This is a genomic window from Streptomyces sp. YGL11-2, assembly GCF_050054615.1.
In the GTDB taxonomy this organism is placed as follows: Bacteria; Actinomycetota; Actinomycetes; order Streptomycetales; family Streptomycetaceae; genus Streptomyces.
The window spans coordinates 37,448-64,262 of sequence record NZ_JBNHIN010000020.1 but is presented as its reverse complement, the minus strand read 5'-3'; the positions used below and the strand labels follow the sequence as shown (position 1 = coordinate 64,262).

Here is a 26,815-nt window from a genome sequence, read left to right as displayed (position 1 = left end):
CAGCGGGCGGAGGGCGGCGCGATGGTGGTCAGTCGCCGTCCGAGGGCGTCGTCATCCCGGCCAGGGCCGCCGCCGGGTCGTCCGTGGCCGGGCCGGCGGGCGTCCACTGGCCGGCCTCCTTGCGGTACGGCCACCAGCGCCCGTCGCGGCCGTAGCGGAGCTGGGCGTCGCCGCCGAGCACCGTCCAGCGGTTGCCGGCGGCGCGCAGCCGGGGCCGTGTCCCGCCGTCCTCCCAGGCCGCCGCGAGCCGTTCGCCGGCGCGGGCCAGCACCGCGGGTTCCGGAGTCCAGTCCTCCTCCAGGACCGCCAGGCCGGCCGGGCCGCCCAGCTCCCAGGCCCGTACCGCCCGTGCCAGGCCCCGTATGTCGCGTCCCGAACCGGCGGCCAGGCGCGCCGCCATGACCGTGCCGGGTCCGTCTGCCGCCAGCCGCACGGCGTCCTGTTCCGGCGTCAGTCCGGGCGGCGGCGGGGTGTCGGGGTGCCAGGGGGAGAGCGCGTCGGAGAGCAGCCGCCGGGCGCGCGCCGCCGCGTCGTCGACGAGGAACTCCAGCGCGGCCACGTCGACACCGGGCGCGGGCGGGGTGCCGCCGCCTAGCACCGGAGCGCCGCCCGGCTGCGTGACCACCGGCGGCGGCGCGGGCAGCGGCGGCAGGATGTCCCGCGCGGCGTACACCTCGGCGGCCGCTACCCCTGGCGCGTTCCCGTTTCTATTTCCGTTCCCGTTCCCGTTCCCGTTTCCGCTTCCCTGGCCGGTTGCTGCCGTGGCGTCCGGCGCCTCCCCGGAACGGCCCGCGGGTGCGTCCGCGGTCGCCACTTCGCCCGTGGTCACCGCGGCGCGGGCCGCGCTCCGCTCCTGGAGCTCGTCCAGCAGCGCCTGTTCGCCCCGGCCGCGCAACAGCAGCAGGACGAACGGATCCTCGTCCAGCAACCGCGCCACCTGATAGCACAGCGCGGCGGAGTGCGCGCAGTGGTCCCATGCCCCGCAGTCGCACTCCGGCTCCAAGTCGCCGATGCCCGGGAGGAGTTCGATCCCGGCGACGGCGGCGTCCTCGACGAGGGCCGGCGGCATGTCCCGGTCCAGCAGCGCAGCGATATGCCCGGCCCGGTCCGCGACCAGGTCCAGGAAGCGGTCCCAGTCGGCCGCCCCCAGCTGCTGCAGCAGGACGTCGGAGCGGTGCCGGGTGTGGTCGCGGTCCTGTACGACGGCGGTGACCCGGCCGGGGCGTACCGATACCGCGCCGACCGCCCCGGCCCGCGCGTGCCGGCGGCCGAGTTTCAGCTGCTGCCCGTCCAGCGCGGTGTCCTCCAGTGCCTTCAGCCACGCCTGCCCCCACCAGCTGCGCGCGAACGCCCGCCCGCGCGCCGCCGGCAGCGCGGCGAAGGTCCGCTCGGGACCTTGCCCGTCCGTCTCCAGGCCGTCCCGCATATCTGCCGTATCCCCCATGTCCTGCACTTCCCGCGTGTTCCGTGTGGTCATCGTTCGCTGCTCCCCCTCAGTGCGACCAGGTCCGCCAGTTCCGCGTCGCTGAGTTCGGTCAGTGCGGCCTCGCCGGAGCCCAGTACGGCGTCCGCCAACCGCTGCTTGCGGGAGAGCATGTCGGCGATCCGGTCCTCGATCGTGCCCTCCGTGACGATCCGGTGGACCTGCACCGGCTGGGTCTGCCCGATCCGGTACGCGCGGTCGGTGGCCTGCGCCTCGACGGCCGGGTTCCACCAGCGGTCGAAGTGCACCACATGCGCCGCCCGGGTCAGGTTCAGGCCCGTACCGGCCGCCTTCAACGACAGCAGGAACACTGGGACCGAGCCGTCCTGGAAGCGCCGCACCATCTCCTCCCGCCGGGCCACCGGCGTTCCGCCGTGCAGCAGTTGGGCGGTGACGCCGCGCGCCGCCAGATGCGCCGCCAGCAGCCGCGCCATCTGCACGTACTGGGTGAAGACCAGCACGCTCGCCCCCTCGGCGAGGATGGTGTCGAGGAGTTCGTCCAGCAGCTCCACCTTCCCCGACCGCCCGGCGAACCGCGCCGCGCCGGCCTCCGACGAGCCGCACCGCTCCGTCACGTACGGCTCCCTCTCGTACGGCTCGCCCTCGTACGGTTCCTTCACGTACTGCGCGGGGTGGTTGCAGATCTGCTTGAGCGAGGTCAGCAGCCTGACCACCAGGCCCCGGCGGGCGAACCCATCCGTCCCGGAGATCTCGCTCAGCCCCTCGCGCACCACCGCCTCGTACAGCGCGGCCTGCTCCTTCGTCAGGGCCACCACCCGGTCGGTCTCCGTCTTGGGCGGCAGCTCCGGCGCGATCCCCGGATCGGACTTGCGGCGGCGCAGCAGGAACGGCCGTACCAGCCGGGCCAGTCGCTCCGCCGCCGCACCCGCCTCGGGGGACGCCGCGCCGCCCTCGATGACCCGTGCGTAGCGCCTGCGGAACCGTCCCAGCGGCCCCAGCAGTCCGGGCGTCGTCCAGTCCAGTACGGCCCACAGCTCGGACAGGTCGTTCTCCACGGGCGTGCCGGTGAGCGCCACCCTGGCCCCGGCGGGGATGGTGCGCAGTGCCCGGGCGGTCGCGGAGAAGGAGTTCTTGATGTGCTGCGCCTCGTCGGCGACGACCAGCCCCCAGCCCGCCGCGGCCAGCTTCCCGGCATCCAGCCGCATCGTGCCGTACGTGGTGAGGACGAACTCGCCGTCCGCGGGCTCCCCCAGACTGCGCCGCCCGCCATGGAACCGGCGCACCGGAGTACCGGGGGCGAACCTCTCGATCTCCCGCTGCCAGTTGCCCATCAGGGAGGTGGGGCAGACGACCAGGGTGGGGCCGGCGGATGCCGGGTCGGTCTGCCGGTGCAGATGGAGGGCGATCAGGGTGACGGTCTTCCCCAGGCCCATGTCGTCGGCCAGACAGCAGCCGAGGCCGAGCGAGGTCATCCGGTGCAGCCAGCCGAGCCCGCGCAGCTGGTAGTCGCGCAGGGTGGCGGCGAGGGCGGCCGGCTGCTCCACGGGGGCGGCGTCCGCACGCTCCGGATCGGCGAGCCGGTCGCGCAGTTGGGCCAGCATGCCGGACGCGCGCACCTCCACCCGGTGGCCGTCGCCGTCCGCGACGCTGCCGGTGAGCGCGGCACCGAGCGCGTCGAGCGGGGTGACCTCGCGGTCCCGCCGGTCCCGGGCGGCACGCACCGCCGCCGGATCGATCAGCACCCACCGGTCGCGCAGCCGCACCAACGGCCGGCCGGCCTCGGCGATCCGGTCCAGCTCGGCCCGGTCGATCTCCTGGCCGCCGATCGCGAACCGCCAGCTGAACGAGAGCAGCGCCCCGGCGGACAGCAGGGACGGCATACCGGATCCGGCTCCGCCGGAATCGCGACCGCTCCCGTCCCCGTCCCCGTTCCTTTCCGCTGCCTCGTCTCCTCCCCGGATCCCGGGGCGGGGGCTGTCGTCCGCCGCCGTCCGGTGCCCGTCGCCACGGGCGGTGCGGTACGCGGCGGTGGTCGCCCCCGTCCCGGTCGCGCCCATGGCCCCGGGCGGTCCCACCACGGCCTGCGTGGTCAGCGTGCGCGCCAGCTCCTTCGGCCAGTGGACCGGCACCCCGGCGGCGGCCAGCGCGCCGGACGCCGGGCCCAGCAGTTCCGCGATCTCCTCGTCGGCGAGTTCCAGCGCGTCGGGGACGGCCGCGGACAGCAGCGGTGTCAGCGGAGCCCACACGTGAGCCGCACGGCGCAGTGTGAGCAGGGTGTCCATCCGGGCCCGCGGCCCGAACGCCTGCCCCGTCGGCGTCGTGCCGGCCCAGACCTCGGCGGCATCCGCGCACAGCGCGGGGTCGGTCGCGCTGTGGAGCTGAAGGACGGCGCTGAAGGTGACGTCGGGTGCGGCCGCCCGGCCCAACTCGCCCGGCCCGCAGGGCGCGGCGGGCTCGTGCGGCCCGCGCAGCCCGTCGCGGCCGGACAGCCCGTCCCGTGCGCCCCGCACCTCGACTCGCAGGGAGATCCGCACGCCCGCGTCGTGTCCGGCGGCGACATCCGCGGCCCAGGCGCGCTGCTCCGGGATGTGCTGCGGGGCGGCTGCGGCGAAGGCCGTTCCACCAGCCGCCAGTACGGCCGCGGGAGTACGGGGCAGACCGTCGGCGACCGCGTCCAGGAAGGCCCGGAGATGGCGCTCGGGCTCCGGCAGCGCCACCGGGTCGGTGCCGGGGAGCGGGGTGGCGTGCGCGTACGGCGGCATCGCGGCGGCGAGGTCGCGCAGCCGCCGGATGTCGTCAGGGTCGAGCGGGCCCAGCCGCCAGGCGTCGTGGCCGGCGGGGCTCAGACCGGGCAGCAGCCGGCCGCGGGCGGCGATCTGGAGGGCCAGTACGGAGGCCGCTCCCCAGAAGGCGGCGGCCGGTTGGGTGCCGCTCGCGGCACGGGCACGGGTGAGGACCGGCAGCGCGGCGGCGACCGGCAGCACCAGGGCCGGTACGGCGCATACGGCGATCCCGGCGTCCGTGCCGCCGTTCCGGGTGCGGCCCGCCCCGGCGCCGTCGGAACCGTCCGCCGAGGCCACCGGCAGCGCGACCGGTATCTCCTCCGTCGCCGGCCCGCTCTCGCCGGGGACCTCGTCGCCCCGCGTGCCGCCGTGGTACGTGTCCCGGGGTGAGGCGCCCAAGGCGCCCGAAGTGCCCATGACGGGGTCGCCGTCGGGGCGCCAGAAGGCGATCCGGCCGAGCCGGGGTGGATCGGACGGCAGGAAGACCGCCGCACAGCGGGAGAGGTCGGAGAGCAGATCAGGGGTGACCGCGGTGAGGGAAGCCACTGGAACCGAGAACTCCTCAAGTTTGACTACTTGCCCTTGAGCCGCCCGAGGGTACAGGAGGAACGGCCGCGGCATGGAACCCGCGGCATGAAAAGGGCGTTCAATGGAATACACAGAGCGCGGCATGCGCCGCGGAAGGGGCGTGAAGGATGTCCACACAGGCGAAGGTCGCGATCGGCGGCGTCGTGGTGGGAGTGATCCTGCTGTCGCTGCTGCCCTTCTGGGCGGCCGTATTGGTCATGGTCGGTATCCCGGCCATCGCGTATCTGACGCTCGACCCCTCCCAGCGGCGCCGGCTGCGTCACGCCGGCCGCAAGCAGATCGACCGCTGACCTCACGGACCCCCGTCGTACGCCGGGGGTGCGGGGCCGCGGACGTCCCGCGCCGCCGCGGCAGTCGGGGGTCGGAACGACTGCACCGCAGGCCACCGACCGCGGCCCTGCGAGGCGGTTTTGATGCCGCCCCGCGGCGAGCGTCAGACGGGGCGTGCCGCCAGCGCGTCCAACGACGCGAGCAGACCGGGCAGTTCGGGCCCTCGGCCCACCGGATGCACCTCGCCGGGCTCGTCGTCCAGCAGCACGAACGCGATGTCGTCGGTGCGGGCGACCAGGCTCCAGCCCGGCCCGTCGACCCGCAGCGTACGGGCCTCGCCCACCGCGAACGACGACCGCACCCGGCCGGGCGGCGGCGGCTCGGAGAGGTAGCCGCGGGCCTCTTCCAGTACCCGCCGCACGCCCTTGTGCGACTGCTCGCCCGGCTCGGCGAAGGTGACGTCCTCGTCGTCCACCTGCGCGCGCCACGCCGCCCACTGGAGTGCGATCTCGTCCGCGCCCAGCCGCCGCTGCGCCGGGCCCCACTCCGCGGCGTCCGGCGGCGTGAGCGTCGCCGGGCCGCCCTCCTGCGGTTCCGGGTCGTGCGGCTGCGGCACCCCGGGTGCGGACACGGCGAGGGGGAGCGGCCAGCCGGGCAGCGCCGCGACGAGGCTGTCGTCCGTGGGCGACAGGTCGTACTCCATGCCGCAGTCCCAGGCCGCGATCGCGCAGGCCACCAGCGTCACGTCCTCCGTGGCCACCGTCCAGCGCGCGCCGGCGCCGTCCTGGCCGAGGACCAGCCCGTAGCCTTCCGCGTACGGTTCGAGACCGAGGCCCGCGCACACTTCCGGGTAGTCGTCGCCGAGCACGCTCGGGAACTGCGCGGGCGTCAGCAGCACCGCCGTCAGCACGAACAACTCGTCGCCCGACGGGTCGCTGTCGGCGCTCTCGGTCGTCGGCACGCGGGCCTCCCCATCCATTCCGATCCGCACTACGTCGGCGCACCCTAATTGGCTTGGTCCGGCCTTGTCACCAGCCGTACGCTGCACCGATGTGTTTCTACCGCAGCCGGGTGCACTTCGTGTGCCTGGAGTGCCGCGCCGCGTACAAGAAGACGGCGGGCTCGCGGGGAGCCGACCGTTGCCCGCAGTGCCACGGGGAGCTGATCGACGCGGGCGCCGATCTGGTCGTCCCCAAGCGGCGGGACACCGCGGGCTGGCGGGCGCTGGAGGCGGTGCTGCGCGCCGGGCTGACCTTCCACGGCGGCTGCTGCGGTACGGGCCCCGGCTACCGTCCGCGCACCCCGCGTGAGGTCCGGGACCGGCTGGCGCTCGCGGCCCGCACCGGAATGCCGGTCGCGGCGGCGCTGGCCGTCGCGGACCCCACGCTGATCGACCGCCACGGTGCCACCGCGCGCGCCCGAGGGGGTGCCGGCGCATCCCGTCAGGACACCGGCAGTCCGAGCAGTTCGTAGGCGACCTCCCGGGGGGACTGCGCACGCTCCCGCGCCAGTGCGATCACCGCCCGGCAGGCCAGCTCGTTGACGCCGAAGGCGAGAGCCTCCGGCGACACCCACGCCGCCGCCTGCGCGGCGCACTCCTCGTCCTCCTCGGCGGCTGCCGCCACGTAGCAGGCCGCGGCCTCGAAGAGATTGTGCGGGCGGCCCGCGAGAGGGTGCCCGCGCTCCGCTCCCGGCCGTCTGCCGCTGTGGAACACCCCGACGATCTCGCGTATGAATCCGGTCATCCCGACTCCCGATCCGGCGCCCGTACCGTCGTTGAAGTGTGCCCGCAGCGCCTAATGTTGGAACGTCGGCTGACGAAAGGACGGACAGCAGGTGCGGCGTTACGACTGGCTCAAAGAGATCCGGCGGCTCGATCCGGAGCGGGACTTCCTGCGGATCTACCGGATCACCGCCACCTACGAGTTCCCCTGGGACGTCACCAGGGCCCTGGAACTGGCCCTCTACCGCACCTACGCGGTACCGAGCATCGGCCGACTGCTCGCCGAGACCGCGGAACTGACGGACCGTACGCAGAAGCGCTACGACGACACCGCCCTCCTCCTGGACGCCGTCCTGGAGCACGGTTTCGACGCCGACGAGGGCCGCACCGCGCTCCGCCGCATCAACCAGATGCACCGCAGCCACGACATCAGCAACGACGACATGCGCTATGTGCTGTGCACCTTCGTGGTGGTGCCGATCCGCTGGATCGACCGGTACGGCTGGCGGCGGCTGAGCGAACACGAGAAGTGCGCCATAGCGGCCTACTACCGCACCCTCGGGCGCCACATGGGCATCACCGAAATCCCGCAGACCCACCAGGACTTCGCTCGCTGCCTCGACGCCTACGAGACGGCGCACTTCGGCTGGGACCCCGGCGCCCGCCGGGTGTCGGACGCCACCCTGGACCTGATGGCGGGCTGGTACGGACCGCTCGCACCGGTGGTGCGCGGTGCGAGCATGGCCCTCCTGGACGACACGCTGCTGGACGCCTTCCGCTACGACCGGCCCAGGCCCGCGGTCCGGAAGGCGGTACGCGGCGCCCTCAAGCTGCGCGCCCGGGCCGTGCGGCTGCTGCCGCCCCGCCGCACCCCGCACTACGCCCGCCAGAACCCGGAGATCAAGGGCTATCCGAACGGCTTCCGGGTGGCCGAGCTGGGGACGTTCCCCGCCGCGCGCCGGATGGGCGGCTGCCCCGTTCCTCATGAGGAGGACCCGGCGGCATCGTGAGGCACGGCGTCCGCCGGGGGCTCACCCCCGGCGGACCGCCAGCGCCAGGTAGCGGGAGTCCTCGTCCACGTACCGGACCAGGTCCCAGCCGCTGCCGGCCAGGAGGGGCCGCAGGTTCGGCTCCGCCCGGAGGTCGCCGGGCGTGAGCGGGCGGCCCTTGCGCGCCGCGAGGGCCGCCCGGCCGACGGGGTGGAAGAGGGCCAGCCGGCCACCGGGGCGGACGACCCTGGCCAGTTCGGACAGGCCGCCCGCGCAGTCGGGCAGATGGGAGATCAGCCCGGCGGCGAACACGGCGTCCAGGGTGGCGCCGCGGAGCGGGAGCCGGGTCACATCGCCGAGCAGCAGGGCTCCGTGGGCGCCGCGTCCGGCTCGTACGGCGGCGTGCAGCATCTCCGGGGTGAGGTCCGCGCCCAGCACCGTTCCGCGCGCTCCCACGGCCTCTCTGAGGGCCGGCAGGGCGCGTCCCGTGCCGCAGCCGGCGTCCAGGACGTGATCGCCTCTCCGGAGCGACAGTTCGGCGACGCCCGCCGCGTAGGCGGGGCCGTCATCGGGGAACTTGGCGTCCCAACTCGCGGCGCGCGGCGCGAAGAACGCGCGGACCTCGTGCGGCCGGTCGGCGTGGTGGTCGGTCATCGGGTTCCTTCGGGGGCTGCGGGACGGGGGTCGGCCAACGGGGCGGTGGCGGCGTACAGGGCGCCCGCGACGAGCAGGGCGACCACGACGCCGAGGTTCATGGCGCCCAGGGTGCCGTGTGCGGCGCTGTCGGTCAGCAGATAGCCCACCACCCGGGCGATGTGGGGATCCGCGGAGGTGATCAGGCCGAGTCCGACGGCGGTGGCGACGGCCAGGGAGAGCACCGCCGGCCATCCCACGGCGGGCACGGCGTCCAGAGCGAAGCCGGTCCGGCGGCGGCGCCACTGCTCGACCAGGAAGACCGCCGTCCAGGCGGCCATCGCCACCCCGATGATGGACAGGAACGCCTGGAACGTGGCGAAGAAACCGGGCGAGACGAACAGCACGTACCAGCCACCCGCCGCCATCAGCACACCGTCCACCAGCACCGCGAGATGCCGGCGGACGGGGATGCCGAGGGCCAGCATCGACATGCCCGAGCTGTAGATGTCCATGATCGCCCCGGAGGCGAAGCCCCCGATGGCGGTCAGCAGATACGGCACCAGGAACCAGGTCGGCAGCTCGGCGGCCAGCGCGCCCACGGGGTCGGCGGCCGCCGCCCGCGCGAGCCCGGGGTCACCGGCGTTCAGCAGCACCCCGAAGACCAGCAGCACCACAGGGGCCAGTACCCCGCCCAGCGTCGTCCAGCCGGCGATCGCCCGGCCGCTGCTCCTTCGGGGCAGGTAACGGCTGTAGTCGGCACCGCAGTTGACCCATCCCAAGCCCAGGAGCGTCATCGCGAAGACCACGCCCCCGATGACGGTGCCGAGATCGGCCGGTGGGCCGTGTACGAGGGCGGACGGGTGGACACGGCCGGCCATCAGCACCATGTAGACCACCGTCGTGACGGTGATCGAGGCGGTCACATAGGTCTGCACCTTCATGATCAGCGCATGCCCGTAGATCCCGACGACGACCACGGAGACGGCGGTCACGGCGAAGCACAGGGCCTGGGCCCCGGTGGTCGGGGTCCGCCCGTCGGGCCGGGCGAAGACCTCGGGCGAGACGCGCGCCAGGATGGCGGCTCCGCCCAGCGAGGAGAGCGCGACCAGTACGGTCTCCCAGCCGACGTTCGAGACATAACTGAACAAGGTGGGCAGCTTGTTGCCCTGCCGTCCGAAGGAGGCCCGCCCGATGGCCATCGTGGGTGCCCCCGTACGCGCACCGGCGATCGAGACCACGCCGACGAGGAGGAACGACAGCACATAGCCGATGACACCGGTGGCCACCGCCTGCCAGGGGTTGAGCCCGAGGCCCATGAGATAGCTCCCGTAGGCGATGGACAGCAGGGACAGCCCGGACGCGGCCCACGGCCAGAACAGGGACCGGGGCGCGCCATGCCGCTCGGCTTCCGGAACCGGGTCGATGCCGTTGCGCTCCACGGTGCCCGCCGTGGTGTGCGCGCCCGCGGGCGGGCCGGGCCGCCGCTCCGACTGCTGCTGCGTCATGGGCTCATGTTCTCCCATGAGCACGGGCCGCAGGGGAACGGGTGTGCGGTAATCGGCTTGGCCGGAGACCATCTTGACCAGAGCCTTTGGCAGCTTTCGTGAATTCGAGGACATCCCGATCAGCGGGCGGTACGGTCCTCGCCATGGATTTCGGACGGCGCTCCGTGCCGCCGTCGGCTCCCCCTGCCGAGCCATGGATCCGCACGCCCCGCGATGCGCGGGACCCGCACCCTGAAGGAGACGGCCGATGAACGCCGCACAAGGGGCCCCGGAAGGCGCAGCCCTGGACCCTGACCCCGAATTGTCGCTGAAAATCTTAGTCGCGGGCGGATTCGGGGCGGGCAAGACCACCCTGGTCGGCTCGGTCAGTGAGATCCGGCCGCTGCGTACCGAGGAACGCCTCAGTGAGGCGGGCCAATCCGTGGACGACACCGGGGGAGTGGACAGCAAGACGAGTACCACCGTGGCGATGGACTTCGGCCGCATCACCATCAGGGACGGCCTCGCCCTGTACCTCTTCGGCACTCCTGGGCAGGACCGTTTCTGGTTCCTGTGGGACGACCTGTCGGAGGGCGCCCTGGGGGCCGTGGTGCTGGCCGACACCCGCCGGCTGCAGGACTGCTTCCCGGCCGTCGACTACTTCGAGCGCCGCGCGATACCGTTCCTCGTGGCCGTCAACTGCTTTGCGGAGGCCCGTTCCTACGGTGCCGACGAGGTCTCCCACGCGCTGGACCTGGACCGCGGCATCCCCGTCGTCCTCTGCGACGCCAGGGACCGCGACTCCGGCAAGGAGGTGCTGGTCCGTCTCGTCGAGCACGCCGGGCGGCTGCGCTCCGCCCGCCAGCTGGATTCGGTGGGCTGACCCGCGGCGGGGCGGCGCGGGCAGCGGCTGACCCGCGGCGCCCCCGCCCGTCAACTCGCGAGATCGGCGACCGCGACCACCTTGTCGATCCGGACCCGGACCACCAGTTCGCCCGGCACGCCGTTGCGGGCGCCGTACTCCTGCGCGCGCTCCTCGCCCACGTAGCGGGCCGCGATGCGGGTCGCCCAGTGCCGTACGTCCGCCAGCTCCTCGCTGAGTTCCGCCGTCCCGTGCACGACGACGAACGCGAACGGCGGCCGTTCGTCGTCGACGCACAGCGCCACCCTGCCGTCGCGGACGAGGTTGCGGCCCTTGACCGACTTCTTGCCGGTGTTGAACACCAGCTCGTCACCGTCCATGAGGAACGACACCGGGGCGACGTGCGGGCTCCCGTCGGCCCGTACGGTCGACAGCTTTCCCGTACGGGTGCCCTCGGAAAGGAACGCCCGCCACTCGTCCTCGGTCATCGTCCGCGCCATGCCGACATCCTGGCCGCCGGCACGGTCCCGCGGTACTTGGCGCGCCGGGCGTAGTGCCGCTTGCCGAGACGGCAGACCTGGGACAGGCTGGCACGGCAGTCTGCGGACGGACCGCGAACTGCCGTCCGGCCGCGCGTGCGGACGGGGATACGGGGAGGAACCGGCATGGCATTGAGCAGCGGACTCGACTGGCTGCTGGACGACCTGACCAAACGGGTGGAGAAGGTGCGGCACGCGTTGGTGCTCTCCAACGACGGGCTGGTGACCGGCGTGAGCCAGGGGCTGGAGCGGGAGGACGCCGAGCATCTCGCCGCGGTGGCTTCGGGGCTGCACAGTCTGGCGAAAGGGTCGGCACTCCACTTCCGTATCGGACGGGTACGCCAGACCATGATCGAGTTCGACGACGGGGTGCTGTTCGTGACGGCGGCGGGGGACGGCAGCTGCCTGTGCGTGCTGGCCGGAGCCGACGCCGACATGGGCCAGATCGCGTACGAAATGACGCTGTTGGTCAATCGCGTGGGGGAACACCTCGGCGTCGCGGCCCGCCGGTCGGAGAGTTATCCACAGGCTTGAGGCGGGCGTTGACTCGCGGTCGCCTCCCGCGGCACAGTCGTCACTGTCAGTGATGGAACGAGTTGCGGGGGAAGCAACATGACAGTGATGTGCGACGGGCGGCAGACGCTCGCGATGGGACGGGCGGCCCGGGAACTGGAGCTGCGGAGCGGCGAGTTCGAGCTCGCCACCCAGCTCGGACAGGTACGGACGGTCCCGGCCGGGCCAGAGGACCGGCCGGGGCGTGCCGGGCCGCCGGTCCGGCGCCGGGTGCCGGCGGAGGAGATCGCCCGGCTGCAGGCCGAGCCGGGCTTCCCGGAGGCGCTGCGCGAACGCCTCCACACCCTCACCACGAACGAGGCCGCCACGCTGATGGGCATCGGCCCCGGCCGGGCCCTGCGGCTGACCCGCGCCGGCTGCGTGAGTCCCGTGCGGTTCTATGTGAACCGCTTCGGCGCCGTGGTCTGGCTCTATCTCGCCACGGAGATCGCGGAGTTCGCGGAGCGCCAGCCGGAGCTGATGCAGGGCAGCACCCCGGCCGCGATGCGGGTGATGCTCGACAACGGGCAGGACTGGCGGGCCCGGGAATGGCGCAGCCGCCGGGTCGCCCAGCTCATGGGCCAGGCCGACGACCCCTGGGCCTCGGCCGCGGTGATCGCCGCCGTACTCCCTCCGGAAGAACTGGCCTCGGTCGCCCAGGACCCGCTGGAGCGCACGCTGCTGCGCAGGCTGCGCCCGGCCCTCGCCTCCATGATCACGGCGACCTCCGCGGCCCGCGAAGCCTTCGAACGGGTCCTGACAGCCGAGGAGTTCGACGAGGTGATGTGGTACAGGGTCAGCCTCTCCCGGTCCCTGGAAGAGGCCCGTCGGGAAGACCCCGGACGACCAAGGACGCCGACCGCTCCAACTACCGCCGCTCGCCCGCCACTTCAGCCGCCCAGCTTGCGGAACAGCCCCTCCTGCAAAGGTGTTATGCGGTAGCCGGGTGCGCTGGATCATGGGGACGAAAGAGCCCCTCCTGGACGACGGAGACAAGCAGCCTGCCCTCGCGGTCGTAGATCCGTCCGCGGGCCAGGCCCCGGCCGCCGGTGGCGATCGGGGACTCCTGGTCGTAGAGGAACCACTCGTCCGCGCGGAAGGGGCGGTGGAACCACATGGCGTGGTCGAGGGAGGCCATGTCGAAGCCGCGCGGGCCCCAGAGGGGCTCGATCGGGATCCGGACCGCGTCCAGCAGGGTCATGTCGCTGGCGTAGGTCAGCGCGCAGGTGTGCACCAGTGGATCGTCACCCAGCGGTCCGACCGCGCGCATCCAGACGGCGCTGCGCGGCTCCGCGCCCTTGATCTCGTCCGGCGTCCAGCGCAGCCGGTCGACGTACCGGATGTCGAACGGCTGCCGGCGCGCCATCCGCTCCAGCGCCTCGGGCAGACCGCCCAGGTGCTCACGGACCTCTTCCGCGACGTTCGGCAGATCGTCCGGGTCGGGTACCGCCCGGCGCATCGGCAGTTGGTGTTCGAAGCCGGGTTCCGGCTTGTGGAAGGAGGCGGTCAGATTGAAGATCGTGCGTCCCTGCTGGACGGCGACGACCCGGCGGGTGGTGAAGGACCGCCCGTCGCGGACCCGCTCGACCTGGTACACGATCGGCACCCCGGGCCGGCCGGGGCGCAGGAAGTACGCGTGCAGCGAGTGGACCGGGCGGTCCCCTGCGGTGGTCCGCCCGGCAGCTACCAGCGCCTGGCCGGCGACCTGCCCGCCGAAGACCCGCTGGAGGCTCTCCTGGGGACTGCGGCCCCGGAAGATGTTCACCTCGATCTGTTCGAGGTCCAGCAGATCGACCAGCTTCTCGGCCGGATTCGTCGTCACCGGTGGCCCTCCGTCATCTCCTCCGGCGGCCTCGGGCGAAGCCGTCGCCTCACAACTGCCCCACATTCGTGACCCGCACCACCGCGCGTCCCTCCTCGTCGGAAGCGGCCAGGTCCACCTCCGCGGAGACGCCCCAGTCGTGATCGCCGTTCGGGTCGGCGAAAGTCTGCCGCACCTGCCACAGCCCGTGTTGGGCATCCTCCTCGATCTGCAGGAGCTTGGGGCCGCGCGCGTCCGGGCCGGTGCCCAGCTCGTCGTATTCGTCCCAGTAGGCGTCCATGGCCTCGCCCCAGGCGTCCGCGTCCCACCCGGACTCCGCGTCCATCTCGCCGAGTTCCTCGACCTTGTCCAGTGCCGCCAGCTCCACCCGCCGGAACATCGCGTTGCGCACGAGGACGCGGAACGCCCGCGCATTGGCGGTGACCGGCCGGACCTGGTCGGCGCGCTCGGCCGCCTCGTCCGCCGTCTCCTCCTCCGGATTGGCGAGCTGCTCCCATTCGTCCAGCAGACTGGAGTCGACCTGCCGGACCATCTCGCCCAGCCAGGCGACGATGTCCTGGAAGTCCTCCGACTTCAGATCGTCCGGCACGGTGTGGTCCAGGGCCTTGAAGGCGCTCGCCAGGTAGCGCAGGACGATGCCCTCGGTGCGCGCCAGCTCGTAGAAGGAGGTGAACTCCGTGAAGGTCATGGCGCGTTCGTACATGTCGCGGATGACCGACTTCGGCGACAGCGGGTGGTCGCCGACCCACGGGTGGCTCTTGCGGTAGAGGCCGTAGGCGTGCGACAGCAGCTCGTCGAGCGGCTTGGGGTACTCGACGTCCATGAGGCGCTCCATGCGCTCCTCGTACTCGACGCCGTCGGCCTTCATCTGGGCGACCGCCTCGCCCCGCGCCTTGTTCTGCTGGGCGGCCAGGATCTGCCGGGGGTCGTCGAGCGTGGACTCCACGACCGAGACCATGTCCAGCGCGTACGACGGCGACTCGGGGTCGAGCAGGTCGAACGCGGCCAGTGCGAAGGTCGACAGCGGCTGGTTGAGCGCGAAGTCCTGCTGAAGGTCGACGGTGAGCCGGACGATCCGGCCCTCCGCGTCCGGCTCCGGGAGCCGCTCCACGATCCCGCCGTCCACGAGGGAGCGGTAGATCGCGATCGCGCGGCGGATGTGCCGCAGCTGGTTCCGCCGCGGCTCGTGGTTGTCCTCCAGGAGCCGGCGCATCGCCTCGAAGGCGTTGCCCGGCCGGGCGATCACCGACAGCAGCATCGCGTGTGTCACACGGAAGCGCGAGGTCAGCGGCTCGGGATCGGACGCGATGAGCTTCTCGAAGGTGTTCTCGCCCCAGTTGACGAAGCCCTCCGGCGCCTTCTTGCGGACGACCTTGCGGCGCTTCTTCGGATCGTCGCCCGCCTTCGCCAGCGCCTTCTCGTTCTCCACGACATGCTCGGGAGCCTGTGCCACCACAAAGCCCGCCGTGTCGAAACCCGCCCGGCCGGCGCGGCCCGCGATCTGGTGGAACTCGCGTGCCCGCAGCGTCCGCACCCGCGTCCCGTCGTATTTGGTCAGCGCGGTGAACAGCACCGTACGGATGGGGACGTTGACCCCGACGCCGAGCGTGTCGGTGCCGCAGATGACCTTCAGCAGCCCTGCCTGGGCCAGCTTCTCGACGAGCCGGCGGTACTTCGGCAGCATGCCGGCGTGGTGCACGCCGATGCCGTGCCGGACGTACCGCGACAGGTTGCGCCCGAACTTGGTGGTGAAGCGGAAGTTCCCGATGAGCTTGGCGATCTCGTCCTTCTCGGCGCGGGTGCACATGTTGATGCTCATCAACGCCTGCGCCCGCTCCACGGCGGCGGCCTGGGTGAAGTGCACGATGTAGACCGGCGACTGGCGGGTCTCCAGCAGTTCGGTCAGCGTCTCCGTCAGCGCCGTCGTGCGGTACTCGTACGACAGCGGTACGGGCCGGGTCGCGGAGCGCACCACCGAGGTCGGCTTGCCGGTGCGCCGGGTCAGATCCTCCTCGAACCGCGACATGTCGCCGAGCGTCGCCGACATCAGGATGAACTGCACCTGCGGCAGTTCCAGCAGCGGAATCTGCCAGGCCCAGCCGCGGTCCGGCTCGGCGTAGAAATGGAACTCGTCCATCACGACCTGGCCGATGTCGGCGTGCTTGCCGTCACGCAGCGCTATCGAGGCGAGCACCTCGGCGGTGCAGCAGATGACCGGCGCGTCCGCGTTGACCGACGCGTCACCGGTGAGCATGCCGACGTTCTCGGTGCCGAAGAGCTTGCAGAGGTCGAAGAACTTCTCCGAGACCAGCGCCTTGATGGGCGCGGTGTAGAACGTGACCTGGTCGTTGGCGAGAGCGGTGAAGTGCGCGCCGGCCGCCACCAGGCTCTTTCCGGAGCCGGTGGGGGTGGACAGGATGACGTTCGCCCCCGAGACCACTTCGATCAGCGCCTCCTCCTGGGCAGGGTAGAGCGCGATGCCCTGCTGCTCGGCCCAGCCCGAAAAGGCTTCGAAGAGGGCATCGGGGTCGGCGTCGTTCGGCAGATGATCGATGAGGGTCACGCCCCCATACTGCCTGCCTTCGACCCGGATCCGGGAACCGGTGCTCCGGATGGAGACCAACTGGAGATCGACGGCCGGTGGAGATACCCGATCCGCGGGTGTCCGCGCCGCGCTGTGCCGGACCCGACGCCGGACCGTGGTGTCGGCCTGGCGGTCCTGACCTGCGGGGACGGCATGCGGCGGGCTCCCCTCGGGGGCCGCGCGGCGCTGCGGGCGCTGCTGGGCCGGTGCGCGGGTCCACGGAGACTTTCGCGCAAGGTCTTCACATTCTGTACACGGCAGTGTGCGGAATGCGGTCGCCGTCGCGGTGCCCGGTGGCACGTCGGGCGGGCCGGCTCTCCCGAACCCCCGCTCCTCGTGGAGAGATCATTTGACGCTACGCTGAGTGTCCGACCGGGCGTCAGATATGCAGTGGAAACGCAACGCGAAGGCAACGCGTCATGCGCCGACGTCAGAAGCGCAGAGCAAGGGGTGGGGAACGACCATGATGGGACCGGCGCACTCGCTGTCGGGGGCGGCGGCCTGGCTGGGGGTGGGAGCGGCGGCCTTTGGGGCCGGCTCTCCGATGCCCTGGCCGGTGCTGGTCAGCGGCGCCCTGATCTGTGCCGGGGCGGCGCTCGCGCCGGATCTCGACCACAAGGCCGCCACCATCTCGCGCGCCTTCGGGCCGCTGTCGCGGGGGCTGTGCGAAGTGGTCGACACCCTGTCGCACGCGGTGTACAAGGCGACGAAGATGCGTGGGGACGCGCACCGTTCGGGCGGGCACCGGACGCTCACCCACACCTGGCTCTGGGCCGTGCTGGTCGGTGGCGGTATGTCACTGCTGGCGACGGAGGGCGGGCGCTGGGCGGTGCTCGGGATCCTCTTCGTCCATATGGTGCTCGCCATCGAAGGGCTGCTGTGGCGGGCGGCGCGGGTCTCCAGTGACGTACTGGTCTGGCTGCTGGGCGCCGCGACGGCGTGGATACTGGCCGGGATCCTCGACGAGCCGGGCAACGGCGCGAACTGGCTGTTCGCGGAGCCGGGGCAGGAATACCTGTGGCTCGGACTGCCAATCATGCTCGGTGCGCTGGTGCACGACATCGGCGATGCGCTGACCGTTTCGGGCTGCCCGATCCTGTGGCCCATCCCGGTGGGCCGTAAGCGCTGGTATCCACTGGGTACGCCCAGGCCGATGCGCTTCCGGGCCGGGAGCTGGGTGGAGCTGAAGGTGCTGATGCCGGGCTTCATGCTGCTGGGCGGCATCGGGGCGCTGGGCGCGCTCGGGTACATCTGACCGAGGGGGCTCCCGGCGGACAGGGGTGGGGCGCCCCCAACTCCGTACTCCTCGCGCCCCGTATGCCGTATGCCGCGGGCCCGTATGCCGCGGGCGTGCGCCCCCCGTGCGCCTCTGCCCCCGGGCACCACCCACCGGTTCGTCGGCCGGCCCGGTGCGCTCTGGTGCGACGGGCCGGCCGGTGGGCCTCAGCCGTGCCACGACTTCCAGAGTGCGGCGTACGCCCCGTCGGCGGTGACCAGTTCCTGGTGGCTGCCCAGTTCGCTGATGCGGCCGTCCTCGACGACGGCGATGACATCGGCGTCATGGGCGGTGTGCAGGCGGTGGGCGATGGCCACGACCGTGCGACCGCGCAGGACCTTGCCCAGTGAGCGTTCCAGGTGGCGGGCCGCCCGCGGGTCCAGCAGCGAGGTCGCCTCGTCCAGGACCAGGGTGTGCGGGTCGGCCAGGACCAGGCGGGCCAGCGCGATGTGCTGGGCCTGGGCCGGAGTCAGGTTCTGGCCGCCGGAACCGACCTCGGTGTCCAGGCCGTTGGGGAGGGCGCCGGCCCAGCCGTCCGCGTCGAGCGCGCCCAGCGCCGCCCAGAGTTCGGCGTCGGCCGCGCCGGTGCGGGCCAGCAGGAGGTTGTCGCGCAGCGTTCCGACGAAGACGTGGTGCTCCTGATTGACCAGCGCGACGTGTTCGCGGACGCGTTCGGCGGGCATCGCGGAGAGTTCGGCGCCGCCCAGGGACACCGTGCCGGTGCGCGGGCCGTAGATGCCGGCCAGCAGCCGCCCCAGGGTGGACTTGCCGGCGCCGGACGGGCCGACCAGTGCCACCGTGCTTCCCGGGCGGACGTTCAGCGAGACCTGGTGCAGTACGTCGACGCCCGCGCGGTAGCCGAAGCTGACGTCGTCGGCGCGCACGCCCCGGCCGTCGGGGAAGACCGTCGCGTCGGCCGTCTCCGGCTCGATCTCGCGGACGCCGACGAGGCGGGCGATGGACACCTGGGCCACCTGGAGCTCGTCGTACCAGCGCAGGATCAGGTTAACCGGCTCCCGCAGCATCTGTGCGAGGAGCGCGCTGGTCGTCAGCTGGCCGGGGGTGATCCATCCATGGAGGACGAAGACCCCGCCGAGCAGCAGGCCCGCCCAGACGACGGCGATGGACAGTTCCGGTACGGCCTCGCGCATCGCCTCGGCGAGCCGGTCGATGTCCGTGGTGATCCGGGAGAGCAGGTCGCCGGTGCCGGCCCGCTCCAGGACGCCCGGCGGCAGCGCCACCGACCGGACGAGGAAGTCCTCGCGCAGATCGGCCAGCATCTGCTCGCCGAGCATCGCCCCGCGCAGCCGCACCATGCGGACGAAGACGGTCTGGGCGATCAGGGCGAGGGCGAACAGGGCGAGGGTGCGGCCCAGTTGGATGTCTCCGCCGCGGCCGGCGGACAGGTCCTCGACCAGTCCGCCGAGGAGGTAGGGGCCGACCATCGAGGCGATGACCGCCGCCGCGTTGACGGTGACGAGCATCGTGAAGGCGCCGCGGTGGCGCCGGACCAGGGTGGCGACGTAGGAGCGTACGGTCGCCGGTGAGCCGACGGGCAGGGTGGTGGCGGTCTGCGGGGTGTCGGGATCGTGCACCGGCGGTGCCAGGCCGATCATGCGGTCTCCTCGTGGTGGTGGGGCCGGTCCGGTTCGCGGGTGACGACCGCGCGGTAGTCGGGGTGGGTGCGCAGCAGTTCGCGGTGGGTGGCCGCGCCGGTGGCCTTGCCGTCCTGGAGGAACACCACCTGATCGGCGCGGTCCAGCAGGAGCGGGCTGGAGGTGAGGACGAGGGTCGTACGGCCCGCCCTGATCTTCCGCAGTCCGTCGGCGATGCGCGCTTCGGTGTGCGAGTCGACGGCGCTGGTCGGCTCGTCGAGCACCAGTACTTCCGGGTCGGTGACCAGCGAGCGGGCCAGGGCCAGGCGCTGCCGCTGGCCGCCGGAGAGGGACCGGCCGCGTTCGGTGATGTGGGTGCGCATCGGGTCGCCGGAGTCGTCGGCGGATGCCTGGGCCAGGGAGGCCAGCACATCGCGGCATTCGGCCGCGGCCAGCGCCTCGGCCGTGGTCACCCGGCCGGATGCCGGGACGTCGAGGAGGTCGCCGAGCGTGCCGGAGAGCAGCACCGGGTCCTTGTCCTGGACGAGTACGGCGGTGCGGGCGGTGTCGCGCGGGATGTCGTCCAGCGGGGTGCCGCCGAGGACGACGGAGAGCGGGCGGCCGGTGGATTTCCTCCGGGCCTCGTCGCCGTCGTCGCCGCCCTCGCCCTCGCCACGGTGCGGGGGGTGGCCGCCCAGGCGCTCGGCGAGCCGGCCCGCCGCGTCGGGGTCGCCGCAGACCACGGCGGTCAGCCGGCCGGCCGCGGCGGTCAGTCCGCTGACCGGGTCGTGCAGATCGCCGGACGGTGGTTCCGGTGCGGTGAGCCGGCCGTCGACCGGCCGGCTCAGGGCCAGTACGCGCGCCGTACGCGCCGCCGCCGGGCGGGAGAAGGAGTAGGACATGGAGATCTCTTCGAAGTGGCGGAGGGGGTAGAGCAGGAAGGCCACCGCGCTGTAGATCGTGACCAGTTCGCCGACGGCGATCCGGCCGTGCCGGGCGAGGCCGACGCCGTACCAGACCACCGCGATCAGCAGCAGCCCGGGGAGCAGGACCTGGACGGCCGAGATCAGCGACCACATCCGGGCGCTGCGGACGGCCGCGCCGCGCACCTCCTGGGAGGCGCTGCGGTAGCGGCCGAGGAACAGCTCCTCGCCGCCGATGCCGCGCAGGACGCGCAGTCCGGCGACCGTGTCGGAGGCGAGCTCGGTGGCCCGGCCGGCCTTCTCCCGCTGGTCGTCGGCGCGCCGGGTGGCGGCCGGCAGCAGCGGCAGCGCGGCCAGCGCCAGGGCGGGCACGCCCAGGGCCACCACGAGGCCCAGCTCCGGTTGGTAGACGACCAGGGCGAGGCAGACGCCGACCGTGGTCACGGCCGCCGCGCAGAACCGGGAGAGGACCTCGACGAACCAGCCGATCCGCTCCAGGTCGCCGGTGCTGACGGCGGCGACCTCACCGGCCGCCACCCGCCGGGTCATCGCCCCGCCCAGTTCCGTGGTCTTGCGGGCGAGCAACTGCTGCATCCGGGCGACCGTGACGATCCAGTTGGTCACCGCCGCCCGGTGCAGCATGACGTCGCCGAGCGCGACCAGTACGCCCAGCAGCGCCAGCAGGCCGCCCGCCAGGGCGAGTCGGGAACCGTCACGGTCCACCGCGGCCTGTACGGCGAGCCCCACCGGGAGCGGGAACGCGGCCACCGCGCTCATGTGCACAAGACCCCAGAAGAGCCCTTTGACCTGCCCGCCGAGCTGCCGTCTGCACAGCCACAGCAGGAATCTGCCACCCGTACGGACGTCCGGGACGCCGGGGTCGGGATGCGGAAGATCGCGAATACGCATGATGTCCAAAGGAGTTGAAGCGGCAGGCGGGGGGCGGGCCGAGCATGCTCGGCGGGCCGGGGCGGAGGGGCGGCGGTCGTGGGCAAGGGGGCGGCGGGGGCCGTCCCGGGCAGGGCGAAATGCCCCTCTCGCACGTCTCGGCCATCTCGACGTGGACGGAGGTAAGGGAAGGTTCGCCCGTCGCGTGGGCCGTTTTCAAACGGTTTTTCCACAGCGGGGCGGTAAAGCCGATGAATCGGCGGTGATGTGCACAACGCCGTTGCTGAAGGACCGTCAGTGCGGCGGTGGCACCATGGAGCCATGCGGACAGCGGCGGGTGCGACACGGGCGGTGGCGGTGGCCGCCGCGGGACTGGTCCTTGTGGCGGGCTGCGGAGGCGGCGCCGGTGCACGCGGCGGCGGTGCGCACGGCAGCGGCGCCGGGAACGCGGAGGGCGCCAAGGGGGGCGACGGCGCGCGGGCGGGCGAGCGGCCCGGCGGGCCACCGGCGGCCACTCACCTCGCGGACATCCCGGACGTCGGCCCCGCGCTGCGGTCGCGGATCCCGGCCGGCGCCCGTCAGGTCGTGGCGGTCTACGGCAAGGGGGCCGACTCCCCGGACGCCACCGTCGTGCTGTACGACAAGGGCGCCAAGGGGTGGGACCGCAAGGGGAGTTGGCCCGCGCACAACGGGCGACGCGGTTGGACGGCGGACCATCACGAGGGCGACCAGCGCAGCCCCTTCGGGGTGTTCTCGCTGACCGATGCCGGGGGAGTGCTCGCCGATCCGGGCGCCAGGCTGCCCTATACGCGATCGGCGGCGTTCACCCCGCCGTCGTACTGGTCCGAGAACACCCGCCATGACTTCGACTACGTGGTGGCGATCAACTACAACCGGGTGCCGGGGACGTCCCCGCTGGACCCGATCCGCCCCCTCGGGCAGTCCAAGGGCGGCGGGGTGTGGCTGCACCTGGATCACGGGACCGGTACCTCGGCCTGTGTGACCGTGGCGAAGTCCGCGATGACGGCGTTGCTGCGGGCTCTCGACCCGGCCCGGCACCCCGTCGTGGTGATGGGCGACAGGGACCGTCTTTCGTCCTGAAAGGCCCCGTTCGGGTGCGCGGGGGTGGTCTTCAACGATGCGCTTCGTGCCCGCGCGCTCGGCGTCGTCGCGGCCCGAAGAGGAGAAAGCGCCGGAGGCGGACGGTGTCTCCGGCGCCCCCGGCGAGAGGTGACACCCCGGGCCCGGGGGCGGACGGCCGCCGCCCACCGCCGGGCCCGGACCGGCGACCAGCCGGCGGAGGTCGGACCAGGGACGGCAACTCCCGTTATTCGGACGGCTTTTGGGAGTCCATTCCCGGTCGGGCCTTCTTCCACAGGCCCCGGCTTCAGCTGGAGCCAGGATCCACGCCAGGATCGCCGACCGGCGCCGTGATGCGCTGCACAAGCTGACCACTCGTCTCGTTCGTGAGAACCAAACGATCGTGATCGAGGACCTGACCGTGCGCACCATGGTCAAGAACCGGAGCCTGGCCCGCGCCATCAGTGACGCGGCGTGGTCGGACTTCCGGAGCATGCTGGAGTACAAGGCCGCCTGGTACGGGCGGGAAGTGATCGCGGTGGACCGCTTCTTCCCCTCCTCCAGGCTGTGCTCCCACTGCGGCGCCTTGCAGGGCAAGATGCCGCTGCACGTCCGCACCTGGAGGTGCGGCTGCGGCGCTAAGCATGACCGGGACGTGAACGCCGCACGTAACGTGCTGGCCGCCGGACTGGCGGTGACAGCCTGTGGAGCTGGTGTAAGACCTCAACGGAGAACTCCGGGCGGGCAGTCGGCGACGAAGCAGGAAACCCCACGGCTCGAGCCGTAGGAATCCGCCTCCTTCCAGGAGAGGGATGAAGTCATCGGTCCTCCGGGGAGTGCGGATGGTACGCGGGACAGTCGTGAACCTCCGCGAGGACTCTGGTGGTTGCTTCGGCTGGGGCGCAAGAAGGCCAATTGGACTACTGGTGTGCAGAGTTGGATGTTTCGCTGCCGGTATGTGCGCTCCGCGACCGGCCGGGAACGCTCCGCTGCACCGTCCGGCCGGCCCCCGCCACCGTCTTTCGCAAGGCGCTGAAAACCCTTGCTTGAAACCTTGACGTGTCCACGCGTGGAACGGCAGGCTCCGAAGCGAACCCCCCATGGCGGCCTGGCGCGTGGCTGCTCTCGTGGGCGCGGTGCGCCGTGCCCCATGACGAAGGAGCCGCAAGATGCAGCAACGTTCCCGTGTGCTGGGCGGGACGCTGGCCGGCGTGCTGGCCGCGGTCGGCCTCGCCACCTTCGCCCCCTGGTCCTCGCAGGCCACCCCACCCGGCGACAAGACCGTCACGGCCACCCTCTTCGAGTGGAAGTACGCGGACGTCGCACGGGCCTGCACCGATCAGTTGGGGCCGGCCGGCTACGGCTACGTGGAGGTCTCACCCGCCTCCGAGCACATCCAGGGCGACCAGTGGTGGACGTCGTACCAGCCCGTCAGCTACAAGATCGCCGGCCGGCTGGGCGACCGCAACGCCTTCGCTGCCATGGTCGGCGCCTGCCACGGCGCCGGCGTCAAGGTCCTCGCCGACGCCGTCGTCAACCACATGTCGGCGGGGTCCGGCACGGGCACCGGAGGCACCCAGTACACCAAGTACAACTACCCCGGCTACTACGAGGACCAGGACTTCCACAGCTGCCGCAAACCCATCTCCAACTACGCCGACCGCAATGACGTCCAGAACTGCGAACTGGTCGGCCTCGCCGATCTCGACACCGGCAGCGAATACGTCCGCACCACCATCGCGAAATACCTCGACGACCTGCGGTCGCTGGGCGTGGACGGGTTCCGGGTGGACGCCGCCAAGCACATCTCCGCCACCGATCTCGCCGCCATCAAGGGCAAGATGAAGGACCCCGGGTACTGGGTGCAGGAGGTCGTCTACGGCGCCGGCGAGGCCGTCCAGCCCGACGAGTACACCGGAATCGGCGATGTCGACGAATTCCGCTACGGCACCCACCTCAAGAGCGCCTTCCAGGGCGGCAACATCGCCCAGCTCAAGTCCGTCGCGGACGGCAAGCTCAGTGGTGACAAGGCTCGTACCTTCGTCGACAACTGGGACACCGAGCGCAACGGCTCCACGCTGACCTACAAGGACGGCGCGGTCTACACCCTCGCCAACGTCTTCATGCTCGCGTCGCCCTACGGCTCGCCCAACGTCTATTCCGGGTACACGTGGACCGACAAGGACGCGGGCCCGCCGGCCTCCGGCAGCGGCGGCTGGACCAATGAGCACGCCAAGCAGGAGATCACCGGCATGGTCGGATTCCGCAACGCGGTGGGATCGGCGGAGCTGACGGACTGGTGGGACAACGGGGGCAGCGCGATCGCCTTCGGCCGGGGAAAGGCGGGCTTCGTCGTCGTCAACAACGGTGACGGGGAACTGCACCAGACCTTCGCCACGCCGCTGCCGGGCGGCACGTACTGCAACGTCGTCGCCGCGGCGCCCGCCTCGTGCGACGGGCACACGGTCACCGTGGGCGCGGACGGGAAGGCACAGATCACCGTCCCCGCCAGGAGCGCCGTGGCGCTGCACATCACGCGCTGACCCGCGCCGGCCGGGGGAGTGCGCTCAGGCCGGGCCGGGACGCGTCGCGTACTCCAGCGCCAGGAGGGCCGAGCAGTAGCCTCGGCCCTCCGTCGCGTGGTCCATGCCGATCTCGCACATCCGGTTCGCCGAGAGGTGCGCGTCGAAGTGGCGGGCGGTGACCTCGGCGGCCTCCCTCGCCGTCGCCGACTCGGTCAGTTCCCTGTGCAGCATGCCGCGGTCGCCGGCGAACGCGCAGCAGCCGGCGTCGTCCGGCACCACCACCTCGCGGGCGCACGCCTCGGCGACCTGCCGGAGCCGGTCCTCGTCGCCCAAGTGCCGCATGGAGCAGGTGGGATGGAGGACGGCGGAGCCGAGGGTGCGGTGGATGTCGAGGCGGGGGAGGAGTTCGTCGGCGGCCCAGACCAGGGAGTCGACGACCGTCAGCTCGGCGTGCAGGGCGCGGTGAAACGGCGTCAGATACGGCACGACCTCGCGGGCGATGCCCAGGGTGCAGGAGGAGGCGTCGACGATCAGCGGCAGTTCGCCGCCGGCCGTCCAGCCCCAGGCCGCCTCGACGATCCGCTGGGCCATGACGCGGTTGCCGCCCTCGTAGCCCTTGGAGTGCCAGATCGTGGCGCAGCAGGTGCCGGTGACGTCCGGGGGGATCCAGACCGGGCGGCCGGCCCGCAGGGACACCGCGACCACCGCCTCGGGCAGTGAGGGCCCCCGGTGGCCGGCCGGCTCGCCGAAGATCCGGTTCACACATGCCGGGTAGTACACGGCCGCCGCGCCCGCCCGCTGCGTCCTGGGCGGCTTCCGGGCCGCGGCCCCCGGGATCTGTGGCAGCCACTCGGGCACCAGATCGGGGCGAACGGCCCTGCGGGCGGCGCCGGTCACCGACGTCAGCAGTCGGTCTCCGATCCGGTCCGCGGCGGCCACCGCCAGCCGCGCCGCCCGCTCCACCGCCGCGAACCGCCGCGCGGTCTGCTCGGCCGCCCACTCCTCGCGCGGCGAGTGCCGCAGATGCCGGAAGTCCCTCATCAGCGCCCCGGTGTCGATACCCACCGGGCAGGCCAGTTCGCAGGTGGAGTCGCCGGCGCAGGTGTCCACCGCGGCATAGCCGTACGCGTCGAGCAGCGCCTCGCCGACGGCGGAGCCGGGCGGCTGGCGCAGCATCTCGCGGCGCAGCACGATGCGCTGGCGGGGCGTGGTGGTCAGGTCCTTGCTGGGGCAGGTCGGTTCGCAGAAGCCGCACTCGATGCACGGGTCGGCGACGGCCTCGACCTGCGGGATGGTCTTCAGCCCGCGCAGATGCGCCCGGGGATCGCGGTCCAGGAGGATGCGCGGGGCAAGAATGCCGTGCGGGTCCACGGTCTGCTTGGTCCGCCACATCAACTCCGTTGCCCGCGGCCCCCATTCGAGCTCCAGGAAGGGCGCGATGTTGCGGCCGGTGGCGTGCTCGGCCTTGAGCGAGCCGTCGAAGCGCCCGACGGTCAGCCGGCAGAAGTCGTCCATGAAGGCGGCGTAGCGGGCCACGTCGTCCGGGTCGGCCGCGTCGAACGCCAGCAGGAAGTGCAGGTTGCCGTGGGCGGCATGGCCGGCGACGGCCGCATCGAAACCGTGCCGGGCCTGGAGATCCAGGAGCGCCGTACAGGCGTCGGCGAGCCGGTCCGGCGGCACCGCGAAGTCCTCCGTGATCAGCGTCGTACCGGGCGGCCGGGATCCGCCGACCGCGGTGACGAAGGCCCGCCGGGCCTTCCAGTAGCCGCCGATGACCGCCGGGTCCCGGGTGAAGGCGTTGCTGACCGAGGCGACCGGCGCGACCAGCTCCAGCCCGTCCAGCAGCCGTGCCGCGGTCCGCTCGTACGCCTGCCGCGCGGCCTCGTCCGGCGCCCGGAACTCGACCAGCAGCGCGGCGGTCTCCTTCGGCAGCTCCGCCCAGTCGGCGGGCACCCCGGCCACGCTCACCGAGGCGCGCAGCGTGTTGCCGTCCATCAGCTCCACGGCCCGCGCGCCCGCCGCGTTGAAGCGCGGTACGGCGGCGGCAGCGGAGGCGAGGGCCGGGAAGAAGAGGAGCGCGCTGGTGGTGTGCCGGTCCAGCGGCAGGGTGTCGAAGACCGTCTCGGCGATGAAGCCGAGCGTGCCCTCGGAGCCGACCATCAGCCCGCGCAGGATCTGCACGGGCGTGCCGCCGTCGAGGAAGGCGTCCAGCCGGTAGCCGTTGGTGTTCTTGATCCGGTACTTGGCGCGGA

21 protein-coding genes and 1 pseudogene are annotated in these 26,815 nt (G+C 72.5%); 10 read left to right on the top strand and 12 right to left on the bottom strand.

What is annotated here, in order from left to right:
• Positions 1–28 precede the first annotated feature (28 nt).
• Positions 29–1,444, bottom strand: coding sequence for an SWF or SNF family helicase (locus tag ACO1BR_RS22945; protein WP_426797016.1), 1,416 nt, complete (start codon positions 1,442–1,444; stop codon positions 29–31).
• Between the two features lie 29 nt (positions 1,445–1,473).
• Positions 1,474–4,773 carry a DEAD/DEAH box helicase gene (locus tag ACO1BR_RS22940; RefSeq protein ID WP_426796955.1) on the bottom strand — a complete coding sequence of 1,100 codons (3,300 nt, stop codon included), beginning with the start codon at positions 4,771–4,773 and terminating at the stop codon, positions 1,474–1,476.
• A gap of 149 nt (positions 4,774–4,922) precedes the next feature.
• Between ACO1BR_RS22940 and ACO1BR_RS22935 the strand changes: the two genes are divergently transcribed.
• Positions 4,923–5,105, top strand: a complete 183-nt coding sequence (locus ACO1BR_RS22935) for a hypothetical protein (RefSeq protein ID WP_159506979.1) — start codon at positions 4,923–4,925, stop codon at positions 5,103–5,105.
• A 143-nt stretch (positions 5,106–5,248) separates the two neighbouring features.
• On the opposite strand, the gene ACO1BR_RS22930 is transcribed toward ACO1BR_RS22935, so the two are convergent.
• On the bottom strand, positions 5,249–6,046 hold the full coding sequence (locus ACO1BR_RS22930; protein ID WP_426796954.1) for a hypothetical protein: 798 nt from the start codon (positions 6,044–6,046) through the stop codon (positions 5,249–5,251).
• A gap of 89 nt (positions 6,047–6,135) precedes the next feature.
• Between ACO1BR_RS22930 and ACO1BR_RS22925 the strand changes: the two genes are divergently transcribed.
• Entirely contained in the window at positions 6,136–6,558 is a 423-nt protein-coding gene (locus tag ACO1BR_RS22925) for a hypothetical protein (protein WP_426796953.1), read from the top strand.
• On the opposite strand, the gene ACO1BR_RS22920 is transcribed toward ACO1BR_RS22925, so the two are convergent.
• The gene (locus ACO1BR_RS22920; RefSeq protein ID WP_426796952.1) at positions 6,528–6,830 is read right to left on the bottom strand and encodes a hypothetical protein; all 303 of its coding nucleotides are present in this window, start codon (positions 6,828–6,830) and stop codon (positions 6,528–6,530) included. The two genes, ACO1BR_RS22925 and ACO1BR_RS22920, sit on opposite strands and share 31 nt — an antisense overlap.
• Positions 6,831–6,921: 91 nt before the next feature.
• On the opposite strand from ACO1BR_RS22920, the gene ACO1BR_RS22915 reads away from it, so the two are divergent.
• Complete coding sequence (locus tag ACO1BR_RS22915; protein WP_426796951.1) at positions 6,922–7,818, top strand: oxygenase MpaB family protein; 897 nt, start codon at positions 6,922–6,924, stop codon at positions 7,816–7,818.
• Positions 7,819–7,839: 21 nt separating this feature from the next.
• On the opposite strand, the gene ACO1BR_RS22910 is transcribed toward ACO1BR_RS22915, so the two are convergent.
• Together ACO1BR_RS22910 and ACO1BR_RS22905 are read right to left on the bottom strand one after the other, a co-directional pair.
• On the bottom strand, positions 7,840–8,451 hold the full coding sequence (locus ACO1BR_RS22910; RefSeq protein WP_426796950.1) for a class I SAM-dependent methyltransferase: 612 nt from the start codon (positions 8,449–8,451) through the stop codon (positions 7,840–7,842).
• Positions 8,448–9,938 carry a purine-cytosine permease family protein gene (locus ACO1BR_RS22905; RefSeq protein WP_426796949.1) on the bottom strand — a complete coding sequence of 497 codons (1,491 nt, stop codon included), beginning with the start codon at positions 9,936–9,938 and terminating at the stop codon, positions 8,448–8,450. Before ACO1BR_RS22905 ends, ACO1BR_RS22910 begins: the two co-directional genes overlap by 4 nt.
• Positions 9,939–10,185: 247 nt before the next feature.
• On the opposite strand from ACO1BR_RS22905, the gene ACO1BR_RS22900 reads away from it, so the two are divergent.
• Positions 10,186–10,800, top strand: coding sequence for a GTP-binding protein (locus ACO1BR_RS22900; RefSeq protein WP_426796948.1), 615 nt, complete (start codon positions 10,186–10,188; stop codon positions 10,798–10,800).
• Positions 10,801–10,850: 50 nt separating this feature from the next.
• Here ACO1BR_RS22900 and ACO1BR_RS22895 read toward each other — a convergent pair whose 3' ends face one another.
• Positions 10,851–11,279 (bottom strand): PPOX class F420-dependent oxidoreductase, encoded by a 429-nt coding sequence (locus ACO1BR_RS22895; RefSeq protein WP_426796947.1) that lies wholly within the window; start codon positions 11,277–11,279, stop codon positions 10,851–10,853.
• Between the two features lie 165 nt (positions 11,280–11,444).
• Here ACO1BR_RS22895 and ACO1BR_RS22890 point away from each other — a divergent pair, with 165 nt between their 5' ends.
• Both ACO1BR_RS22890 and ACO1BR_RS22885 read left to right on the top strand, forming a co-directional pair.
• A complete protein-coding gene (locus tag ACO1BR_RS22890) occupies positions 11,445–11,852 on the top strand; it encodes a roadblock/LC7 domain-containing protein (RefSeq protein ID WP_426796946.1) in 408 nt (135 codons plus the stop codon).
• Between the two features lie 78 nt (positions 11,853–11,930).
• A complete protein-coding gene (locus ACO1BR_RS22885) occupies positions 11,931–12,812 on the top strand; it encodes a DUF6397 family protein (RefSeq protein WP_426796945.1) in 882 nt (293 codons plus the stop codon).
• On the opposite strand, the gene ACO1BR_RS22880 is transcribed toward ACO1BR_RS22885, so the two are convergent.
• A complete protein-coding gene (locus ACO1BR_RS22880) occupies positions 12,802–13,692 on the bottom strand; it encodes an acyl-CoA thioesterase (protein WP_426796944.1) in 891 nt (296 codons plus the stop codon). The two genes, ACO1BR_RS22885 and ACO1BR_RS22880, sit on opposite strands and share 11 nt — an antisense overlap.
• A gap of 49 nt (positions 13,693–13,741) precedes the next feature.
• A complete protein-coding gene (locus ACO1BR_RS22875) occupies positions 13,742–16,255 on the bottom strand; it encodes a DEAD/DEAH box helicase (RefSeq protein ID WP_426796943.1) in 2,514 nt (837 codons plus the stop codon).
• A 484-nt stretch (positions 16,256–16,739) separates the two neighbouring features.
• Between ACO1BR_RS22875 and ACO1BR_RS22870 the strand changes: the two genes are divergently transcribed.
• Complete coding sequence (locus tag ACO1BR_RS22870; RefSeq protein WP_426796942.1) at positions 16,740–17,531, top strand: metal-dependent hydrolase; 792 nt, start codon at positions 16,740–16,742, stop codon at positions 17,529–17,531.
• Positions 17,532–17,719: 188 nt separating this feature from the next.
• On the opposite strand, the gene ACO1BR_RS22865 is transcribed toward ACO1BR_RS22870, so the two are convergent.
• The gene (locus ACO1BR_RS22865) at positions 17,720–19,168 is read right to left on the bottom strand and encodes an ABC transporter ATP-binding protein (RefSeq protein WP_426796941.1); all 1,449 of its coding nucleotides are present in this window, start codon (positions 19,166–19,168) and stop codon (positions 17,720–17,722) included.
• A complete protein-coding gene (locus ACO1BR_RS22860) occupies positions 19,165–20,979 on the bottom strand; it encodes an ABC transporter transmembrane domain-containing protein (protein WP_426796940.1) in 1,815 nt (604 codons plus the stop codon). Before ACO1BR_RS22860 ends, ACO1BR_RS22865 begins: the two co-directional genes overlap by 4 nt.
• A gap of 300 nt (positions 20,980–21,279) precedes the next feature.
• Here ACO1BR_RS22860 and ACO1BR_RS22855 point away from each other — a divergent pair, with 300 nt between their 5' ends.
• The 3 genes and pseudogenes from ACO1BR_RS22855 (at position 21,280) to ACO1BR_RS22845 (ending at position 24,581) form a co-directional block, all read left to right on the top strand.
• Positions 21,280–22,059 carry a hypothetical protein gene (locus ACO1BR_RS22855; protein WP_426796939.1) on the top strand — a complete coding sequence of 260 codons (780 nt, stop codon included), beginning with the start codon at positions 21,280–21,282 and terminating at the stop codon, positions 22,057–22,059.
• Between the two features lie 295 nt (positions 22,060–22,354).
• Positions 22,355–22,825: pseudogene (locus ACO1BR_RS22850) on the top strand (RNA-guided endonuclease TnpB family protein); the annotation flags it as partial.
• 382 nt (positions 22,826–23,207) lie between these two features.
• Complete coding sequence (locus tag ACO1BR_RS22845) at positions 23,208–24,581, top strand: alpha-amylase (RefSeq protein WP_426796938.1); 1,374 nt, start codon at positions 23,208–23,210, stop codon at positions 24,579–24,581.
• 24 nt (positions 24,582–24,605) lie between these two features.
• On the opposite strand, the gene ACO1BR_RS22840 is transcribed toward ACO1BR_RS22845, so the two are convergent.
• On the bottom strand, positions 24,606–26,815 hold a 2,210-nt coding region (locus tag ACO1BR_RS22840; RefSeq protein ID WP_426796937.1), incomplete at its 5' end, for an FAD-binding and (Fe-S)-binding domain-containing protein.

Excerpts from the sequence above, each read along its gene's own strand:
- ACO1BR_RS22945 (WP_426797016.1), bottom strand. The coding sequence starts at position 1,444 with ATGGGGGATACGGCAGATATGCGGGACGGCCTGGAGACGGACGGGCAA.
- ACO1BR_RS22935 (WP_159506979.1), top strand. The coding sequence starts at position 4,923 with ATGTCCACACAGGCGAAGGTCGCGATCGGCGGCGTCGTGGTGGGAGTG.
- ACO1BR_RS22925 (WP_426796953.1), top strand. The coding sequence starts at position 6,136 with ATGTGTTTCTACCGCAGCCGGGTGCACTTCGTGTGCCTGGAGTGCCGC.
- ACO1BR_RS22920 (WP_426796952.1), bottom strand. The coding sequence starts at position 6,830 with ATGACCGGATTCATACGCGAGATCGTCGGGGTGTTCCACAGCGGCAGA.
- ACO1BR_RS22910 (WP_426796950.1), bottom strand. The coding sequence starts at position 8,451 with ATGACCGACCACCACGCCGACCGGCCGCACGAGGTCCGCGCGTTCTTC.
- ACO1BR_RS22905 (WP_426796949.1), bottom strand. The coding sequence starts at position 9,938 with ATGACGCAGCAGCAGTCGGAGCGGCGGCCCGGCCCGCCCGCGGGCGCG.
- ACO1BR_RS22900 (WP_426796948.1), top strand. The coding sequence starts at position 10,186 with ATGAACGCCGCACAAGGGGCCCCGGAAGGCGCAGCCCTGGACCCTGAC.
- ACO1BR_RS22895 (WP_426796947.1), bottom strand. The coding sequence starts at position 11,279 with ATGGCGCGGACGATGACCGAGGACGAGTGGCGGGCGTTCCTTTCCGAG.
- ACO1BR_RS22890 (WP_426796946.1), top strand. The coding sequence starts at position 11,445 with ATGGCATTGAGCAGCGGACTCGACTGGCTGCTGGACGACCTGACCAAA.
- ACO1BR_RS22885 (WP_426796945.1), top strand. The coding sequence starts at position 11,931 with ATGACAGTGATGTGCGACGGGCGGCAGACGCTCGCGATGGGACGGGCG.
- ACO1BR_RS22870 (WP_426796942.1), top strand. The coding sequence starts at position 16,740 with ATGATGGGACCGGCGCACTCGCTGTCGGGGGCGGCGGCCTGGCTGGGG.
- ACO1BR_RS22865 (WP_426796941.1), bottom strand. The coding sequence starts at position 19,168 with ATGATCGGCCTGGCACCGCCGGTGCACGATCCCGACACCCCGCAGACC.
- ACO1BR_RS22860 (WP_426796940.1), bottom strand. The coding sequence starts at position 20,979 with ATGCGTATTCGCGATCTTCCGCATCCCGACCCCGGCGTCCCGGACGTC.
- ACO1BR_RS22855 (WP_426796939.1), top strand. The coding sequence starts at position 21,280 with ATGCGGACAGCGGCGGGTGCGACACGGGCGGTGGCGGTGGCCGCCGCG.
- ACO1BR_RS22845 (WP_426796938.1), top strand. The coding sequence starts at position 23,208 with ATGCAGCAACGTTCCCGTGTGCTGGGCGGGACGCTGGCCGGCGTGCTG.